Origin of the sequence: Bradyrhizobium sp. WSM1253 (assembly GCF_000244935.1) — a bacterium.
Lineage (GTDB): Bacteria > Pseudomonadota > Alphaproteobacteria > Rhizobiales > Xanthobacteraceae > Bradyrhizobium > Bradyrhizobium canariense.
This window is the reverse complement of sequence record NZ_JH600073.1, coordinates 3,030,689-3,047,980: the sequence shown is the minus strand read 5'-3', so window position 1 is coordinate 3,047,980 and position 17,292 is coordinate 3,030,689. Positions and strand designations below refer to the sequence as shown.

The 17,292-nt window shown below is 64.2% G+C and carries 12 protein-coding genes; 6 read left to right on the top strand and 6 right to left on the bottom strand.

All coding sequences use genetic code 11. The features are described from left to right. Positions 1-11: 11 nt before the first annotated feature. The 4 genes from BRA1253DRAFT_RS15880 (at position 12) to BRA1253DRAFT_RS15865 (ending at position 4,614) form a co-directional block, all read left to right on the top strand. Positions 12-1,835: an ABC transporter permease gene (locus tag BRA1253DRAFT_RS15880; RefSeq protein ID WP_007595943.1), complete on the top strand. Its 1,824-nt coding sequence runs from the start codon at positions 12-14 to the stop codon at positions 1,833-1,835. Further along, complete coding sequence (locus BRA1253DRAFT_RS15875; RefSeq protein ID WP_007595941.1) at positions 1,835-2,668, top strand: ABC transporter ATP-binding protein; 834 nt, start codon at positions 1,835-1,837, stop codon at positions 2,666-2,668. The genes BRA1253DRAFT_RS15880 and BRA1253DRAFT_RS15875 overlap by 1 nt, the downstream gene beginning before the upstream one ends. After that, positions 2,665-3,405 carry an ABC transporter ATP-binding protein gene (locus BRA1253DRAFT_RS15870; RefSeq protein WP_007595939.1) on the top strand — a complete coding sequence of 247 codons (741 nt, stop codon included), beginning with the start codon at positions 2,665-2,667 and terminating at the stop codon, positions 3,403-3,405. Before BRA1253DRAFT_RS15875 ends, BRA1253DRAFT_RS15870 begins: the two co-directional genes overlap by 4 nt. A gap of 177 nt (positions 3,406-3,582) precedes the next feature. Further along, on the top strand, positions 3,583-4,614 hold the full coding sequence (locus BRA1253DRAFT_RS15865; RefSeq protein ID WP_007595937.1) for a HoxN/HupN/NixA family nickel/cobalt transporter: 1,032 nt from the start codon (positions 3,583-3,585) through the stop codon (positions 4,612-4,614). Between the two features lie 16 nt (positions 4,615-4,630). Here the strand turns inward: BRA1253DRAFT_RS15865 and BRA1253DRAFT_RS15860 are convergent, their stop codons facing one another. The 3 genes from BRA1253DRAFT_RS15860 to BRA1253DRAFT_RS15850 all read right to left on the bottom strand — a co-directional run bounded on the left by BRA1253DRAFT_RS15860 (position 4,631) and on the right by BRA1253DRAFT_RS15850 (position 8,659). Beyond that, complete coding sequence (locus tag BRA1253DRAFT_RS15860) at positions 4,631-6,142, bottom strand: ATP-binding protein (protein ID WP_007595935.1); 1,512 nt, start codon at positions 6,140-6,142, stop codon at positions 4,631-4,633. Positions 6,143-6,245: 103 nt separating this feature from the next. Continuing rightward, complete coding sequence (locus BRA1253DRAFT_RS15855; RefSeq protein ID WP_035993459.1) at positions 6,246-7,064, bottom strand: YkgJ family cysteine cluster protein; 819 nt, start codon at positions 7,062-7,064, stop codon at positions 6,246-6,248. Positions 7,065-7,594: 530 nt separating this feature from the next. Then, positions 7,595-8,659, bottom strand: coding sequence for a ketopantoate reductase family protein (locus BRA1253DRAFT_RS15850; RefSeq protein ID WP_007595931.1), 1,065 nt, complete (start codon positions 8,657-8,659; stop codon positions 7,595-7,597). Between the two features lie 861 nt (positions 8,660-9,520). Here BRA1253DRAFT_RS15850 and BRA1253DRAFT_RS15845 point away from each other — a divergent pair. Further along, on the top strand, positions 9,521-10,603 hold the full coding sequence (locus BRA1253DRAFT_RS15845; RefSeq protein WP_007595924.1) for a hypothetical protein: 1,083 nt from the start codon (positions 9,521-9,523) through the stop codon (positions 10,601-10,603). Between the two features lie 77 nt (positions 10,604-10,680). Here BRA1253DRAFT_RS15845 and BRA1253DRAFT_RS15840 read toward each other — a convergent pair whose 3' ends face one another. Beyond that, positions 10,681-11,160 (bottom strand): MarR family winged helix-turn-helix transcriptional regulator, encoded by a 480-nt coding sequence (locus tag BRA1253DRAFT_RS15840; protein ID WP_007595922.1) that lies wholly within the window; start codon positions 11,158-11,160, stop codon positions 10,681-10,683. A gap of 506 nt (positions 11,161-11,666) precedes the next feature. Here BRA1253DRAFT_RS15840 and BRA1253DRAFT_RS15835 point away from each other — a divergent pair. Beyond that, on the top strand, positions 11,667-13,250 hold the full coding sequence (locus tag BRA1253DRAFT_RS15835) for a porin (RefSeq protein ID WP_007595920.1): 1,584 nt from the start codon (positions 11,667-11,669) through the stop codon (positions 13,248-13,250). A gap of 1,204 nt (positions 13,251-14,454) precedes the next feature. Here BRA1253DRAFT_RS15835 and BRA1253DRAFT_RS15830 read toward each other — a convergent pair. After that, a complete protein-coding gene (locus tag BRA1253DRAFT_RS15830) occupies positions 14,455-15,090 on the bottom strand; it encodes a MarR family winged helix-turn-helix transcriptional regulator (protein ID WP_007595918.1) in 636 nt (211 codons plus the stop codon). 840 nt (positions 15,091-15,930) lie between these two features. Beyond that, positions 15,931-17,256: a flagellar protein export ATPase FliI gene (fliI, locus tag BRA1253DRAFT_RS15825; RefSeq protein WP_007595917.1), complete on the bottom strand. Its 1,326-nt coding sequence runs from the start codon at positions 17,254-17,256 to the stop codon at positions 15,931-15,933. Positions 17,257-17,292: the final 36 nt, after the last annotated feature.

Genomic DNA, 17,292 nt, shown 5'->3' with positions numbered 1-17,292 from the left:
GGATCTCCTGCGTGTCTTCCTGGCTCGACTACACGATCAACGGGCTGATCGTCGGTAACGTCTACGCCCTCGTTGCGGTCGGGCTCGCGCTGATTTTCGGCGTCAGCCGGCTGATCAACTTTGCGCAAGGGTCGATCTACCTCGTCGGCGCCTATATCGGCTGGGTCGCGGTGGTGCAGCTGCACACGCCGCTGCCGCTCACCATCATCGTGGTCGCGGTGGCGGCAGCGCTGGTCGGCCTGATCATCGAACGGTTCGGCCTGCGTCCGCTGCAGAACTCGGTGCGCATCGCGCCGCTGCTGGCGACGATCGGCATCAGCTTCGTGCTCGATCAGCTCGTGATGCTGACCTTCTCGCCCAATCCGCGCGCGCTGCCGAGCCAGTTGCCGGATATCCGCTTCCAGATCGGCGGCGGCACGATCGGACCGCTCGATCTCCTCATCGCCGGTGTCGGCCTCACCAGCGCGTTGCTGCTGTTCGTGTTCCTGCGCTACAGCAAGCTCGGCTGGGCCGTGCGTGCCACCGCGCAGGACCGCGACGCCGCGATGCAGATGGGCGTCGACGTCAATCGCGTCAATCAGGCGGTGTTCGGCATTGCGGCTGCGCTCGGCGGCGTTTCCGGCCTGCTGGTCGGCATGTATTACAACCAGATCGACACCGCGATGAGCCTGCAGGCGACGCTCAAGGGCGTCGTTGCCGAAGTCGTCGGCGGCGCCGGCAACGTGCCGGGCGCGGTGATCGGCAGCCTGCTGCTCGGACTGGTCGAGAGCTATGGCGTCGCCGTGTTCGGCACCAGCTACCGCAATCTGTTCGCATTCCTGCTGCTGGTCGTGGTGCTCGTGCTGCGCCCGAACGGTCTGTTCGCCAGCGCACGGCAGGCGCCGCCCGAGCCGCTCACCGGCACTTTCATTGCGCCGAGCCGCCCGGTGCGTATTCCGCGCTGGGCTCTGCTGATCGCGACCGCCGTCTTCGCGATCCTGCCGCTGTTGCCGGTGTCGTTCTACGTGCTCCAGACCCTGATCAACGCCTGGCTGCTCGGCATGCTCGCGCTGAGCCTCACCCTGGTGGCAGGCACGATCGGCCAGGTTTCGCTCGGGCACGCCGCGCTGCTCGCGATCGGCGCCTACACCTCCGCGCTGCTGTCGCTCACGTTCGCCGTCCCGGTTGGCCTTGCCATCATCGGCGGCGGCCTGATGAGTGCGGCGCTGGGCACGGCGCTGATCTCGCCGTCGTTCCGGCTGCGCGGGCATTATGTGTCGATCGCGACGCTCGCGATCGGCGAGATCGTCTCGCTGGTGATCCTGAACTGGGAGAGCGTCACGCGCGGGCCGATCGGCATCTCCGGCATTCCGCCGCTGTCGCTGTTTGGCTATGAGCTGGTCAGCCCGATTTCGATCTACTGGTTCAGCTTCATCGTGATGGTCGTGCTGGCGCTGCTGCAGGGACGCCTGCTCGGCTCGCATCTCGGCCGCAGTTTTCGCGCCATCCGCGACGACGACATCGCCGCGCGCGCCTATGGGCTCAGCCTGAATCGCTACAAATCGCTCGCCTTCATCTTCGGCGGCTTTGCCGCCGGCGTCAGCGGCGGCATCGCCGCGCACCTCTATTCCTACATCAACCACGAGACCTTCAACACCCAGCAATCCATCCTGGCGCTGACTGTGGTGATCCTCGGCGGCCTCGGCAATGTCGTCGGAGCGATTCTCGGGGCGGTCGCGCTGGTCGGCCTGCCGGAAGTGTTCCGCATTGCGGCGGAGTATCGCATCCTGATCTACGGCATCGTGCTGCTGCTGCTGGTGCGGTTCAGGCCGCAGGGCCTGTTGGGGACGATGTGATGAGCACGACCATGCTGTCCCTGCGCGGTCTGACGCGGCGTTTCGGCGGCCTCACCGCCGTCGACGCCATCGATCTCGATCTCGCCAAAGGCGAACTCGTCAGCATCATCGGCCCGAACGGGGCCGGCAAGACGACGCTGTTCAATCTCGTGACCGGGCTTGATCTGCCGGACGCCGGGACGGTTCGCTTCGAAGGTCAGGACATCACGGGTCTCTCGCCGGAGCGGCTGGCCGCCGAAGGCATCGCGCGCACGTTCCAGCTCGGTCGCGTGTTTGGCAATCTCAGCGTCATGGACAACGTCTTGATCGGCGCCCATACGCGGCTGCGTGCCGTCAAGCCGGCCGTGCCGCTGATCGGCCCGCTGCTGGAACTGGGTCTGGCGCTGCTGCGCCCCGCCAGCGTCAAGGCCGAGGAGGAGCGGCTGCGCGAGGAGGTGAAGGTCATTCTCGCGCGCTTCGGTGAGCGGCTGCTGCCGCGCATCGACCAGCCCGCCTACAGTCTCTCCTACGCCAACCGCCGCCGCGTCGAGATCGCCCGTGCGCTCGCCTTGAGGCCGCGCCTGCTGCTGCTCGACGAGCCGACCGCCGGCATGAATCCAACCGAAACCACGGAGATGCAGGGGCTCGTCGCCGAGCTGAAAGCCGAAGGGCTGACGATCTTGCTGATCGAGCACAAGCTCGAAATGGTGATGCGCCTCTCCGATCGCGTCATCGTCATGGACGAGGGCAAGAAGATCGCGGAAGGCCCGGGCGAAGCGGTGCGCGGCGATCCCAAGGTGATCGAAGCCTATCTCGGCCACGGCCTGACGACGAAGCAGGAGAGCGCCGCATGACGAACCCGCCTCCCGATGCGCTGCTGACGCTCACCGACGTCAACACCTTCTACGGTCAGGCCCAGGTGCATTTCGACCTGTCGATATCAGTTCCGCGCGGCCACATCGTCTGCCTGCTCGGCGGCAATGCCAGCGGCAAATCGACCACGATGAAGATCATTTTGGGCCTGGTGAAGCCGCGCTCGGGCGAGGTGACTTTCGACGGTGCCTCGCTGCTCGGACTTACCACGCCGCAGATCGTCCGCCGCGGCATCGCCTCGGTGCCGGAGGCGCGACGGCTGTTCGCCGACATGAGCGTGCGCGAGAACATCCTGATGGGTGCGTTCGTGCGCAACGACCGCGAGGCGATCGCGCAGGATCTCGACAAGATGCTCACGCTGTTCCCGAAGCTCGGCCAGCGGCTGTCGCAGCGCGCCGGCTCGCTCTCGGGCGGCGAGCAGCAGATGGTCGCGATGGCGCGCGCGCTGATGAGCCGTCCCAGGATGATCGTGATGGACGAGCCGACCATGGGCCTGTCGCCGCTTTACGTGGACCGCGTGCTGGAGCTGATCCGCACCATCAACCAGGAGGGCGTCTCGGTCTTCATGGTCGAGCAGAACGCCAGCCTCGCGCTCGAGATCGCGCACGAGGCCTATGTGCTCCAGACCGGCAAGATCGTTCTCTCCGGCTCCGCCCGCGCGCTGAAGGACGATCCCCGCATCCGCGATGCCTATCTCGGCGGCTCCGAGGCCGCGTAAGGGGTCCGCTGTCGTCTCCTCCCTCCCGCAAATCCGCATATGCGATCATCGGGTGGAAGTCGAGTCTGGCCAGTATGACCACCTTATGAAAAGATCATACCGCTCGTGCGATGGGCGTGCGCAGTGGACCGAATGATTGACGTGACGAGATTATCTTTGCGGGCGGTCGAGCCCGGAATGGTGCTGCTGTTCGGCGGGCTGATCGCGGCCAACATCGCGGCGTGGGCCTGGGCCTTCGCGGCGTTTGGTGACCGGCCGACGGTGATGGCGACCGCGCTGCTCGCCTGGGTGTTCGGCCTGCGCCACGCCGTCGATGCCGACCACATCGCGGCCATCGACAATGTCGTGCGCAAGCAGATGCAGGCCGGCGGCGCGCCGCGCAGCGTCGGTCTCTATTTCGCGCTCGGCCATTCCACGATCGTCGTGGTCGCGACCATGCTGCTCGCGCTCGGCGTCGTGACCCTGGGTGGCGACAGCCTGCTCAAGGAGATCGGCGGCTTCATCGGCACGTCGGTCTCGGCGCTGTTCCTGCTGGTGATCGCGGCCATCAATCTCGTCATCTTCGCCGGCCTGTGGCGGACGTTTCGCACCGCACGGGAGCAGGGCATTCACGACGCCGAGGGCCTCGACGCCCTGCTCGCCAGTCGCGGTCTCCTGGCGCGGCTGCTCGGCCCGATGTTCCGCCTGGTGACGAAACCCTGGCACATGTATCCGCTCGGCTTCCTGTTCGGGCTCGGCTTCGACACCGCAACCGAAATCGGCCTGCTCAGCATCTCCGCCGGCGAAGCCGCGCGCGGTGCTTCGTTTGCCGATGTTCTCGTTTTCCCCGCGCTGTTCGCGTCGGGCATGGCGCTGGTCGATACCGCCGACTCCGCGCTGATGGTGAGCGCCTATCGCTGGGCCTTCGTCGATCCGCTGCGAAAGCTCTGGTACAACCTCACGATCACAGGAGCTTCCGTGGCGGTGGCGCTGTTGATCGGGGGAATCGAGGCGCTCGGGCTGATCGCGGACCGGCTCGGCCTGTCCGGCGGCGCGTGGGCACTGGTCGACGCGCTCAACGACTCGCTCGCCAATGTCGGCTTCGCCGTGGTCGCGCTGTTCGCGGTCGCCTGGCTCGTCTCAGTCGTGCTCTATCGGCGCATGTTTGCAGTTGAGCGGCGGCGCGCGGCCGATGCGCTGATCGGCGCCGATGTCACCGAAGCGGCCTGATCGACAATCCGCTGGCTCAAGCCGAAGCCGCGCTCGGAGCCTGCTCCGCGGGTAAATCATCAGCATTGGGATCGCCCGGCGCGGTGGCCCAGGCCAGTTCTACCAGCGTCACGATCCGGCGGCCGGCGCCGTCGAGCTGGCAGACGATCAGACCCTGCTCTTCCATGTAGCCGAGCAGGCGCTGCGCCCGGCGCAGGGAGTGCGAGCCGTAGGCGCGGGCGATGGCGGCGTCGCCGGGACACGGCCAGCCTTCTTTCGCCGCGCGCGCGATCATCATGAACACGCCCTGCATGTCGTCGGGAAGGATCGAGGCGCGGAGCGACACATCCTGCCAGGCGTCGTCCTCGGCATGCTCGGCGCCGAGCCCGGCGCGTGCGCGCGTCAGCATGCGGCGGAATTCGGTGAGGTCGGGCACCGCCGAGCCGAGGCCCTCGATGCGGCAGCGGACCACGAACTCCTGGTACAGCACGCCGACCGCGCGGAAACCGGCGTCGGGCGCGGCGAGCACGGCACGAAGGGTCCGATCCACGCGCTCGCGCCGTTCGGCGAGCTCCTCGGCGCTGACCGGAACCTCGATCATTTCGGGCCCGATCTCCGGTGCCGCAGCCTTGGCGGCGCGGAGCTGCTCGAGCAGATCGGGCGCGGGCCGGCGCTGCGGCCGGCTCGCATCGGGCGGCGGCGCGGCCAGGATCACGTCGCGCATGTTTTCGAGTGCGGCTTCGGGCATCGGCATCAGCCGCGGCGTGGAATTGCGCGGCTGGGTTTCGGTCGCGCCGATATTCAAACGCAGGGGCCGTCGCGACAGCGCGGGGCCGAGCGCCATGAATTGTCCGCGTTCGAGATCGCGAAACGATTCGGCCTGCCGCCGCTCCATGCCGAGCAGGTCGGCGGCGCGCGCCATGTCGATGTCGAGGAAGGTGCGGCCCATCAGGAAGTTGGACGCTTCCGCCGCGACGTTCTTGGCGAGCTTTGCCAGCCGCTGGGTCGCGATGATCCCGGCGAGCCCGCGCTTGCGGCCGCGGCACATCAGATTGGTCATCGCGCCGAGCGAAAGCTTTCGCGCTTCGTCCGAGACTTCGCCCGCAACCGCAGGCGCAAACAGCTGCGCCTCGTCGATGACCACCAGCATCGGATACCAATGGTCGCGGTCCACGTCGAACAGCCCGCCGAGGAAGGCCGCGGCGCGGCGCATCTGGTTTTCGGCGTCGAGCCCTTCGAGATTGAGCACGGTGGAGACGCGATGCAGCCGCGCGCGCTCGCCGGCAACCTGAAGGCCGCGTTCGGTGTGATCCTCGGCCTCGATCACGAGATGGCCGAAATGCTCCGCCAGCGAGACGAAATCGCCTTCGGGATCGATGATGGCCTGCTGCACCCAGGGTGCGCTCTGCTCCAGCAACCGTCGCAGCAGATGCGATTTGCCGGAGCCGGAATTGCCCTGCACCAGGAGGCGGGTCGCCAGCAGTTCCTCGAGGTCCATGGCGGCCACAGCGCCCGCCGTGGTCTGCCCCATCTCGATTGCAACCGTCATGTCCCGACTCAAGTCCTATCATTCGCGGACAGGGACTTAACAACCCGGTCGCGGCGCGTCGAGCACCATGGCGGAAATCATGCGTTGTTGCCCACGGCGGAGTTCAGGCGTGATTCGATTGCCGTAGAAGTGCGGGCCGATAGGGCGCTTGCGGATCGTCGTCCTCATCGGAAGGAATGGCGCAGGAGCCGAATTCCTGCCTGATCCGCTCGAGCTCGGCGATACGCTCGTGCAGCCGCTGCAGATGCTCCGGGGATGTCGCCCGCCAGAATCGAAATGTGTCGGCGGTGAGCGGCATGAACGCAGTGCCGAACAGCGTTGGCTCGGGAACGACGGTGCGCCCGAGCAGCAGGAACCGGTCGGCGCCGGAGACGACGAGCGTCGCGTAGCCGCGATTTCCGATTCGCTTGATGCCGTTCAGCGACCATTCGGCGAGCTTGCTGAAATAGGGCTCCTCGCGCCAGCGATCAGGGCAATGATCATCGACGGTGACGTTGACGGCGTCCTGGCTGAAATGCACGATGATGCCCGACTTCGCGGGAAACCAGTGGTCGTCGAGATGGCCTTGCAGCCAGGCGCAGACGAATGAACGGCACATCTGGGGACGGCGCTCGTAGATGGTGCAACCCGTGCCCGTCTGCCAATGCTTGCACAGCTGGTTCACCGGCTTGTCGACGGCGGCGACTTCGAGGATGTCGCAGCAGGCATTGCACGAGCCGCATTGCCGGGCAGGCTGGGCTGTCCTGGTCGGGCCGGTTCCGCGAAAACCCTGGCCGTCGCGGACCAGCAACTTCTGCTTCTCCAGCGCGTTCAACGCACGTTCGATTTTGAGACGGGACAGTCCGGTGGCGTCGATCACGCCCTTCATCGTCGTCGCGCCTGCCTCTACTGCGCGGACGACGCTCAGCATCGCCTGGTCCATTGCTTCTTTTTCTTCGATTTTTCTTGTCTGGATCCGAACGCGGGGACTGCAAACCGTGTCTGGAAAAGCTGTAAAAGACAGCTGCCTTGCAAAGCTATGTTACTCAGGCACATCCGCCAGACAAGACGGCGAGCCTGGCGCGCGCGCATGCGGCGTTTGCGCAAATGAAGGATCTCGTCCGAAGCGTGCGACCTCGTTCGAGCGCGCGGCGGACAAGGATTGTGCGCTTTGGTTCAGTTCGAGCGGAAATGCCGCATTTTCACGCTGCGCCACGTCTAGAAATGACGAGCCACATGGGCTCTGTGTCATTCAGGCGTGATATTTGCGGTAAAAACAGGAGGGAACTGAAAGCGACACGATCGCGTGATCGATGACTCGCGATCACTCCTGTTGAGTTTGCGTCACACCAGGAACAGTGCCGCGCGCGATCATTTGCGTGAGAGCATGGTGGCAGCCCCAGGCGCGACGCTCAGCCCCGGTGTCTTGGGAGCGTAAGCGCCGACGCGTCCGATCGCGAATGGAAGCGCCCGTTACAGCGCGCCCGATCCGCCCTGCACGATCTTCTCGTTGAGCTTCAGGTCCACGGTCTCGACAGTGCGGTCGATCTCTGCATTGGGCGCGCCGAGCTGATGCGAGATCAGCTTGACCAGCAGGTCGACGCGCTCGATGAAGGGCGCGCCGCCAGCCACCGCGCGTGCGGCCGATGACGGCTTCAGCAGGCTCTCGGCAGCCTTGGCGTATTTCGCGAACGGTACCTGGTCCTGCGGATCGGCGCCGAGACGCCGAGCGATGGCGTCGACATGCTCGTAGATCGTCTGCGAGCGCGCGAGATCGCCGTGCACGGCGTCGCGGATCGACTGCGGCTCGTGCGGCGTGATGCAGCGGTAGTTGCCGGTCAGCAGCATCGACCATTTCGCCAGCGGCACGAACAGAGAATCGAATACCTTCAGCTTCACCGGCACGTCGTGGCCGTCCAGGGTCACCGCGTCGATGTCGGCTTCGAGCTCGCGCAGCACCTTGTTGTGCTTCTCGTCGGCGAACACGGATGCCTTGAAATTCGTGGGCAGACCGACGTGAAGCACGTTCGCAGCCTCTTCCGGCGGACGGAACGCCTGCGGGTCGGGCGAGCACAGGGTCACCAGCCCGGGCTCGAAGCGCTCCCACACCTGCGCATTGGTGTAGGCCTCCTCGAGATCCATGTCTGCGAGCGAGGGGATCCGCTTCAGATAGGGCAGCGGCGGCATGTTCATGATCGACAGGCACGGCAGCTTCGCCGCGGCGATCCTGACCATGAGAACGCGCACCGTGTGGTTGGTGTATTGCGGCTCCTGCATCGCAAGGCCGACCATGTCGTAACGGGACAAGTCCACATTGGCCGGCGTCACGGCGTCGAGCTTGCCGGGCAGGTCGCGCGAGAAGATGGCGCGGTGAACCGCCTCGTCGCGCAACTTGATGCGCACCTCGGTACCCTCGCGGTTGATCAACTCCGCGGTCTTGGCGCGGCAGACCAGGGTCACGTTGTGCCCCGCCATCAGCAGCTTCGTGCCCAGCAGGGAGCCGTAGGAAGCCCCGAGAATCAGGATGTTACGCGCCATGTCTCGTCCCTTTGACAATTTGTGCGATTTTTGAGCCCCGGCCGTCATCCGCGGGCGAGTTTGGCCGGCATGTAAGGCAAAGTGCGTGGGGATGGCAACTGGGATAATGGATACAAGGCACGGAAGGCTCAGCAGGCGGCCCGGCGTGTTGCTTGACGCCGAAAGCGCGACGGCGCCTCACCGGCGACGGGTTCTGCATGTCCATGAGTTGCTCAAATAACTGGCTTACCGAAGTAAGAAATGTTGCACGCCTCAATCGCCCGGGCTCGCCCAGAACGCGATCATACCTCGTCACGTCTCGCGCGCCGGGTGCGGATGAGCGACATCGAGGATTTCGTCGCGCGGGTTTTCCTGCGACGTCGACCGCGGGAAAGTCCCGTGGCGAAGGGCGTCGGCATCGATCAGGCGGCAACCCGCCGCATCTTTTGTCGCTGGCGTGATTGGTGGCACGGCGGATCGGCGTCATCAGGAATTCATGATGGAAGCCGACACAGGCGATGCCTTCTCCCTCGTTAAATGAGCTCCAATTTTAGTCGTCCACCGCAACAAAAAACTGCAAACGCGGAACAGCAAAAAATGGCAGAGTGGTGCGGGGCCTAAACTGTGTATCAGCAACGGAGCTGAGACGTGACGATTGAGTTGGAGTCGGCGTGAGACTTGCTTTGCGACCGGTTCGTTCGGACTGTAGTCCGTCTGGTCCAGTGCCCCCGCCCGCGAAGGGAAAGCGGAACGATCATCGGGACGGCAGACGCAAGCGCGATCACGCACGCGTGATATCGCATCGAGCAGACATGCAGGGCGTTGCGCTGACAGCGCTGCGCCGAGTCCAAGCAACCGCCGACGCGCCGTTCGGGGACTGTCATGGAACATGATCATTGGCCTCACGGCACGTGCGACGGCGCCGGTCGAAGCCTGGCGTGCTTGCGGAAACGCGCGTCCGATTTTTTCGAAAGCTTGTCCGTCGCCGAACTCGTGCGCGAGGCGCACAGGCATCGGTGGATTTCGGACTGGTTGAGGATCTCAGGCGAGTACCGGATCTTCGCCGAATCGGTGCGCGCAGCCGGTTCAGCTCAGATCGCGCGGGAAGCGTGGCTGTGCTCGCTGACGGCCCTTGAAGTCGCGAGGAACCTGTCTTGGCCCGGAGATCCCGGGAGTACCGACCTCGTAGACAAGGTCGGACTCAGCCTGAGGGGCTTCGAGGAGGACGCCGGTTCGGCGATCGAGCGCGTGGAGATCGACTGCTTTGATCAAGGCTCGCTTGCGGGCTACTTTCTGCCGGCGTTCCCCGATCGGTCTTTCGCACCCGCGGTTATCTGTGTCAGCGACGAGGACATCACCCTGGGCTCGATGATGAGCAGGCTGTTGCCGGCCTCCGGGCGACGGAACATGTCACTCCTGCTCGTTGATACCGGCAATTCATCCGGTCGCAGCCCCTTCAAGCCGGCGCATATTCTGCAATGCTGGCTGGATTACCTGGAAGCGGTTCCGGACGTCGATTCGCAGCAGATCGCGGTCTACGGCGAGGGGGCGGCCGCCAGTCACGCATCCCGTCTTGCCCTCCTGGATCGCAGGATGGCTGCCGTCGTGGGCGACGGCGGCATTGCGACGCCGGTCATGCGCCGGGCATCGCTGCGCTGGATGATCGGCGTCGAGCAGACGGTCCGTGACGGGACCTCAACGGGTTCGTTGCCGCCGTCGCGTCGGATCCCTTGCCCACTTCTGATGGTCGTCGGGAGCCGCTCAATGGTTTGGGAGGAGGATGCTCTCGAACTGCAAGCCGGCTATCGGCAGGCCGGAGCCGATTGCGCGACCGTCGTGCCGAACTGCATTCCGCACCCCCTGGGCGAGGTCGAGAATTTCATCGCGGTGGACGATTTCATTTTCGAATGGCTCGACAGCAAACTCGGAATTGCCCCCCAGCTGGGCTCTGTGACCTACCTCTGAGCCGCGCAAGAGATTGGGAAGGCGAGAAGAGATTGGGGATTGATCGAGGCGCACGTTCCGCGTCTGAGGTCAGGGGGTCAGGAGGCGTCGATGGCCAGCAACCGTGCGGCCAACCGGGCATTCTTCGCAATCGTTGCGAGCGCGGCATTCAGATCGGCCAAGGTCTTCTCGTCGAGCTCGTTGAACATGGTCGAGTTCAAGGCGAGCTTTCTCTTGGACAGCTTTTCGATCTCCGAGGTCGCCTTTGCGGTGAGCGACATCAGGACGTAGCGTGCGTCGTCTGCTGCCGGCCGTCGCGATAGGAAGCCGCCCTTTTCGAGGGCCTTGGTCTGGTTGGTCACGAAGGCCGGGTGGACCCGCAGCTTGTTTGCGATGTCGATTCCGGCGACACCTCGCCCCTGGTCCAGTTCAGTGATTGCCATCAGGATCAGCCACTGCGGCTCGGTAATGCCCAGCAGTCCGGCCCAGCTGGTGTGGATGTCCTCCAGCTGGGAATGAATTTCAACGACGTTCCAGATAAAGTCCGTAATCGCCCTGTCGAGTTTCTTCTCGATCATGTGGCTCCCTCCCCATTTGTTCTATGAGCCATCTTTAATGGGATATCTTGGAAGCGTCTCGAAAATCGCGCGCCGACGACAGGGAGATACCGCGCAGCTGAAATCACAGGACAAATTATTGCTTGCAAAGAACAATTAATTTTATTATCGATTATCGTACTCTATTTCGCTGCTCTTGACCCGCTCGATGGACAGCGATGCGAGACCTCCAAGAAGCCCTCGGGATGCCCCCTGAGGGCTTTTCTTGTTTGGTTATATGGAATCTTCGCTACCAAAGCCGCCGCTGTTGCTCTTAAGCCACATCCCGGCCGGAACTGTCGATTCATCAAATCAATAAATTGAGGCAGTTGTTTTTATAAACTATATGTGAAGCCACGACGGAGGGGGGGCACCTCGCTGTCGTTTCAGTCCGGACCTTCGTGCGGATCTGAATTGATCGAAATTGAGAGGGTAAAGCGGCGTCCACCGAGGACCCGAGCCCCCTGAACCGACCTGGAGGTTTACTAATGAAGTTGACGAAGACACTCTTTCTCGGCTCGGCTGCCGGCCTGATGGCCGCCTCCGGGGCGTTCGCAGCCGATCTTCCCGTGAAGGCCAAGGCGGTCGAATACGTGAAGATCTGTTCGCTGTACGGCGCCGGCTTCTACTACATCCCGGGCACCGACACCTGCATCAAGCTCGGCGGCTACGTGCGCGCTGACGCGAACTTCAACACCAACTCGGACTTCAATCCGAACCAGGGCGGCACTGCCGGTGCTCGCAACCGCCTGATGAACTACTACACCTTCCGCGCTCGTGAAGACCTCAACATCGACACCCGCACAGCGACCGAATACGGCGTGGTCCGCACCTTCTTCGACGGCGTCTTCACCTGGACGAGCGGCAACTATACCCCGACCGGGTCGGCAACGGGCGCAACCCAGTACAGCGGTACGCTCGGTCTCAACGCTGCCGGCACCGGCCTCGTTGGTTCGAATGGTAGCGGCTCGGTCAACGGCACCGACGGCAACACCTCGGGTGGCGCACTCGGCGTGTACTACGCCTTCATTCAGTTCGCCGGCTTCACCATGGGTAAGGCCGTGTCGCAGTTCGACGCGCCCTGGACCAACTATCCCGGCAACATCACCGACAACCTCGTCGGCGGCAGCGGCACGGTCACTGGTGTCAACCAGTTCACCTACACCGCCGACTTCGGTCAGGGCATCACGGCGTCGTTCTCGGCTGAAGACGTCTCGGCCTACTATCAGGCCGGAAACGTCAACATGACCGGCGCGACCGCGGGCGGCATGATCGGCGGCTCGTACGGCACCAACGCGATCGGCGGCACTCGTTCGCCGAACCTCGTTGGTACGGTCCGTGTCGACCAGGCCTGGGGCCTGTTCCAGGCGTCGGTGGCCGCGCATGACAACCACGTCGGTTATTACGGCGCGACCGAGCCGACCGGCCACCCCGACGACAAATGGGGTTGGGCGGTTCAGCTCGCTCTGTCGATCAAGAACATCCCGACCGGCGCGGGTGACACGATCAACATCCAGGGCGTCTACACCGACGGTGCGACCCGCTACAACTTCCAGAATCTGTCGGGCAGCAGCTACGCGCTGTACGGCAATTCGGGCATTGCTGGCTCTTACGGCAGCATCGGCTTCGCCAGCGCTCCCGATACGGTGTTCGTGACCGGCAGTTCGCAGGAAACCGTCAAGACCTGGGGTTTCCGCGGCGCTTACACCCACAACTGGGATCCATACTGGAACTCCTCGCTGTACGGTGCCTACGCACAGGCCCAGTTCGGCACGCTGGCCAAGACCACCCTCTGCGGCGCCGGCGGTGCTGGCGGCGTGTTCGGCGGCCTGGCCGGTGTGACGGGTTGTAACCCGGACTTCGCCATCGGCCAGCTCGGTGTCGTCACCCGCTGGACCCCGGTCAAGAACCTGACGTTCTCGGCTGACGTCTCCTGGACCCACCTCGACCAGAAGTACTCCGGTACGGTTGGCCTCGTCCCGAACGTTATTACCGCTAAGCCGGCCGCGGTTTACGAACTGAAGGACCAGGACTCGATCGCCATGATCCTCCGCGCTCAGCGCAACTGGTAAGATCTGTCGAAACACATGAACGAACACCCGGCGGGAAACCGCCGGGTGTTTTTTTTGCGCAAAGCAGATGATGTAGGACGGCGAAGCCCCGGTGCCCGGATGGAGCGCAAGTGCGATCCGGGGCCGCTCGCGCGGTGTCTGGCACCTTCCCGGATTACGCTTGCGCTCCATCCGGGCTACGGGACCGCGCCTGTGTCGCTCCTCTGTCAATCGTTGGCCGCAAAAATATTCCACTTTACCGAAATTCGGTTTTGGCGTATGTGTCGCTCATCCCGGCTCATCCTTGAGGGGCGATCTTGTGGTCGTCACGTTCGCGAGCCGGGCTTGCGGTGGACGCGGCAGCGTTCGGGTACGAGTGGCTAAGGGCAGGGCGGATTGCTCTCCGTGAGCCCAAGGCTTCGTTCCGACGAGCGGCGCTGCTAGGCTTCGTCTCGTCATCAGGTCGGCGGCAACGTGCACAACGCCGTCGAAACCGGTGACGAAATGGCGGGCCGTGCGTACGGCAAAACCGTGTGGTCCTGGCCGTCGTTGCTACGGTCAAGCCCTGGCGAATGCGGCATCTGCGTCAACCGGCGCGGTGCCGGTGAATTTCGCGAAGGCGAGGGAGGCCAAAGAGAACTCGGCTCCCGGGAGAGCACGGCATAAGCCGTCCAACCATCGCGCAGGGAAGGCCGAGTGATTGGCTACACCTGTATGCTGCTGTGCGGTTTCCTTGCGCTACATTTTCGCGCAGCGGACCGCGGGTGCCAGCCGGCACCCGGCCTTCCCTGCGCCCTCTTGGAAAAGAGGGTGGAGCTACCAGGCAAAGCTCGGGCGAAACGCGCCGCGAGGACGCGAAGCCGTGTCTGCGGCTACACACTCCCTGTCATCGCCCGGCTTGACCGGGCGATCAGTATTCCGAGACAGTTTATGACTGAACCGAGAAGCCGCGGCGCACTGGATTCCCCGCTTTCGTGGGAATGACAGTGGTGCTGGGAGGACGAAGCTGCCGCCTCATACGTCGTCATTGCGAGCGCAGCGAAGCAATCCAGTCTGCCGCCGCGGAGGGATTCTGGATTGCTTCCGCCTTCGCTAAAGCTTCGGCGGACACGTCGCTGCGCTCGCAATGACGGTTTGACGGAGTGTGCGCCACATTTCGTTCTCGCCAACGCTGCGCAATCTTCCGCAAGTAGCGCAGAATCCGCGCGCGGAAATAACGCGTGCCTTACCCTTGGTTCGCGACGCGCGCGCGGTCGAGGTGCTCCTCGATCTTGGGACGGTCGCGGGTGCGCTCGAAACTGGTGCAGAGCAGTTCGGTCTCCTCCAGCGAAACCGGCGCGCGATACAGCCGGCACATGAATTCGGCCGTTGCGCGTCCCTTGCCGGTACCCGGCCCGCGTTCGGCGAGAAACATGCAGTCTCGGCAGATGCTGGCATCGAGCCGCTGATGCGCCGCGTCGAGGTGATTGAGGATCTCGCGCAGCGAATCGCGCAGCCTGACGCACTCGTCGGGTCCGAGCGCGGTGACCGCGTTCAGCACGTGATTGATCGGATCGTGCTGGCTCAGGCACTTCTCGCCCTGCGCAGTGACGTGCAGCACGACAGAACGCTTGTCTTCGTGCGACGGCTTTCGCACCAGGAAGGATTTGCCCTCCAGCGTCTTCACGATCTGCGATGCAGTGGCCCTGGTGGCGCCGATGAAGCCGGCCAGCGCGGACGGCGTGCGCGAAAACCTGTTGGCGCGGCCGAGGAAGCGCAGCGCCATCCATTCTCGATCGCGCAACCCATGCTGATTGCCTTCGAAATACCAAGCCCTCGCCGCCTGAACCAGCAGCTCCACGGCTTCTCTTGCCAATGGCATGAATTCCTACCTTGCCCCGGGAAAAACGTTTGCGGCGCCCCGGAGCCGCCTTCGATCGTTGCGCACCAGCCGTTCGCGAGAAGCTGCAGCACCGGCAATGTCCGATACATGCACCGTGCTCTTCTCTCGCATGAAGGCACGGACTGCCCGGGGCCCGACCCGGACCGATGGGCATTGCAAGCTATGGCGCGGGAAGCGGTGTTGCTGATGGTATGCCATTCGCGGCGTCGTCGCACGGGAGCCCGAGTAGCCGTCGCCAGCAGACGATGGATCGGAGTAGTTCAACCGAAGCCCCTAAGGTTCAAGTCACACGCAGACGTTTCTTATCTTCGACGAAACGATGAATGAGCTTCTCAACAAAATCAAGTAGAGACCCTCTCGGAGACAGGATGTCGTCGCAGGCGAATGTAACGTTCAAGACAATCTCGCGCTTCGGGGACACATGATGGTGAACGCAATACGCTGTCCCACCAGCAACATGCACGCGACTATGCGACAGTTTTATTGCACGGCCCATTGTTGGCAGTCGTTGATGCAAGTTGATCGAAGCTTGTGCACGACGACGATGTGCCTCGGCATGTCATCCACAACTTGTGCGTTCTGCCAAGAATTGTCCGAGGGAACTCACAGGAAGTACACGCGGCGGTTGTCCGGGCCGGAGGATGGAGTCGCATTCGGCGCGGCTGCCTCACCCGAACGGTGGAGAAGATCACGGCCGAAACCGGAGACGGTCGCGCAGGCGCATGCGCTGTAAGCGTGGCGGCATGCGCAATCGCCTGTCGAAAACAACGAGCAAGGTGCGATCGCGGGCGCCTCGCGGCCGACCCAAGTTGAGACTTGCTAGTCGCCCTTGAGCATATCCCGCAGTTCGCGAAACGGATCGGCGCTTGGCGCAGCCGAGGCGTCCTGCCTCATCGCGCCGTAGATTCTCGGAACCATGTCGACCGCCTGATCGAGCCCCGAATCACGTCCCGTTTGGTATCCGCCCATCAGGCGAAGGTCGCGCGTGTCCTCGTATTTGGCGATCATGGCGCGCAGCTTGCTCACCAATTCGCGCTCTTCGGGATCCCAGACGTTATGGGCGAGGCGGGAGACCGAACCCAGAACGTCCACCGCCGGGTAGCGCGCCTGGTCGGCGATGTGCCTGGAGAGCACGATGTGTCCATCGAGTGTGCTGCGGATGGTATCGGCGATCGGCTCGTTGTGATCGTCGCCGTCCACCAGCACGGAGAAAATCCCGGTGATCGTCCCGGACCCCTCCTCGCCGGGGCCGGCGCGCTCCAGAAGGCGCGGCAGATCGGTGAAGACGGTGGGTGCGTAGCCGCGTGCGACCGCGGGCTCGCCGGCGGCGAGCGCAACTTCACGGGCTGCGTGGGCGAAGCGGGTGATCGAATCGACCATGAGCAGGACCGATTCGCCGCGGTCGCGGAAATATTCGGCGACCGCCATGGCCGTCTTCGGCGCCAGTCGTCGCATCATCGGGCTCTCGTCTCCCGTCGACACGATCGTGACGGCGCGGTGACGATCGGCGCCCAGCACGTCTTCGATGAACTCGCGCACCTCGCGGCCGCGCTCGCCGACCAGCGCCAGCACGACGGTGTCGAAGCCCTGACTGCGGGCGAGCATCGCAAGTAGCGTCGATTTACCGACGCCGGAACCGGCAAAGATGCCGACGCGCTGGCCGGCGCAGATCGGGGCGAACAGGTCGATGACGCGTACGCCGGTGCGCAGCGGCTTGTGGACTCGTGCGCGCTTCATGGCCGAAGGCGCCTCCGCCTCGGCCGAGACCGGACGCGATCCCGGGGTGAGAGGGCCCTGTCCGTCCAGCGGCGCCCCGAGCGCGTTGATGACGCGGCCTTTCCAGCTCGGATCCGGGGCGAAGGACAGGGGCGGCATCCGGTAGGCGACCGAGCCGAGGCCGCCGGCGAACTGCCGGTCGAACGGCTTGGCGATGATGCCTTCGCTGTCGATCCGCACCACCTCGCCGATCTGGGGCTTGCCGCCGGAGTTGACGCCGATCAGTTCGCCGAGCCTGACGAAGCGCGACAGGCCGGAGACGCGGAAATGTGTCGACGCGATCTCGGAGATCGCGCCGCTGACGCTTGCCAGGGGAGTGCTCTGCTGAAGCTCCAGCAGCGCCCACTCAAGTTGCCGAAGAGCGTTCAAGGAAACCGTCCAACCTCATTGCGCGCGGAGCGCAGT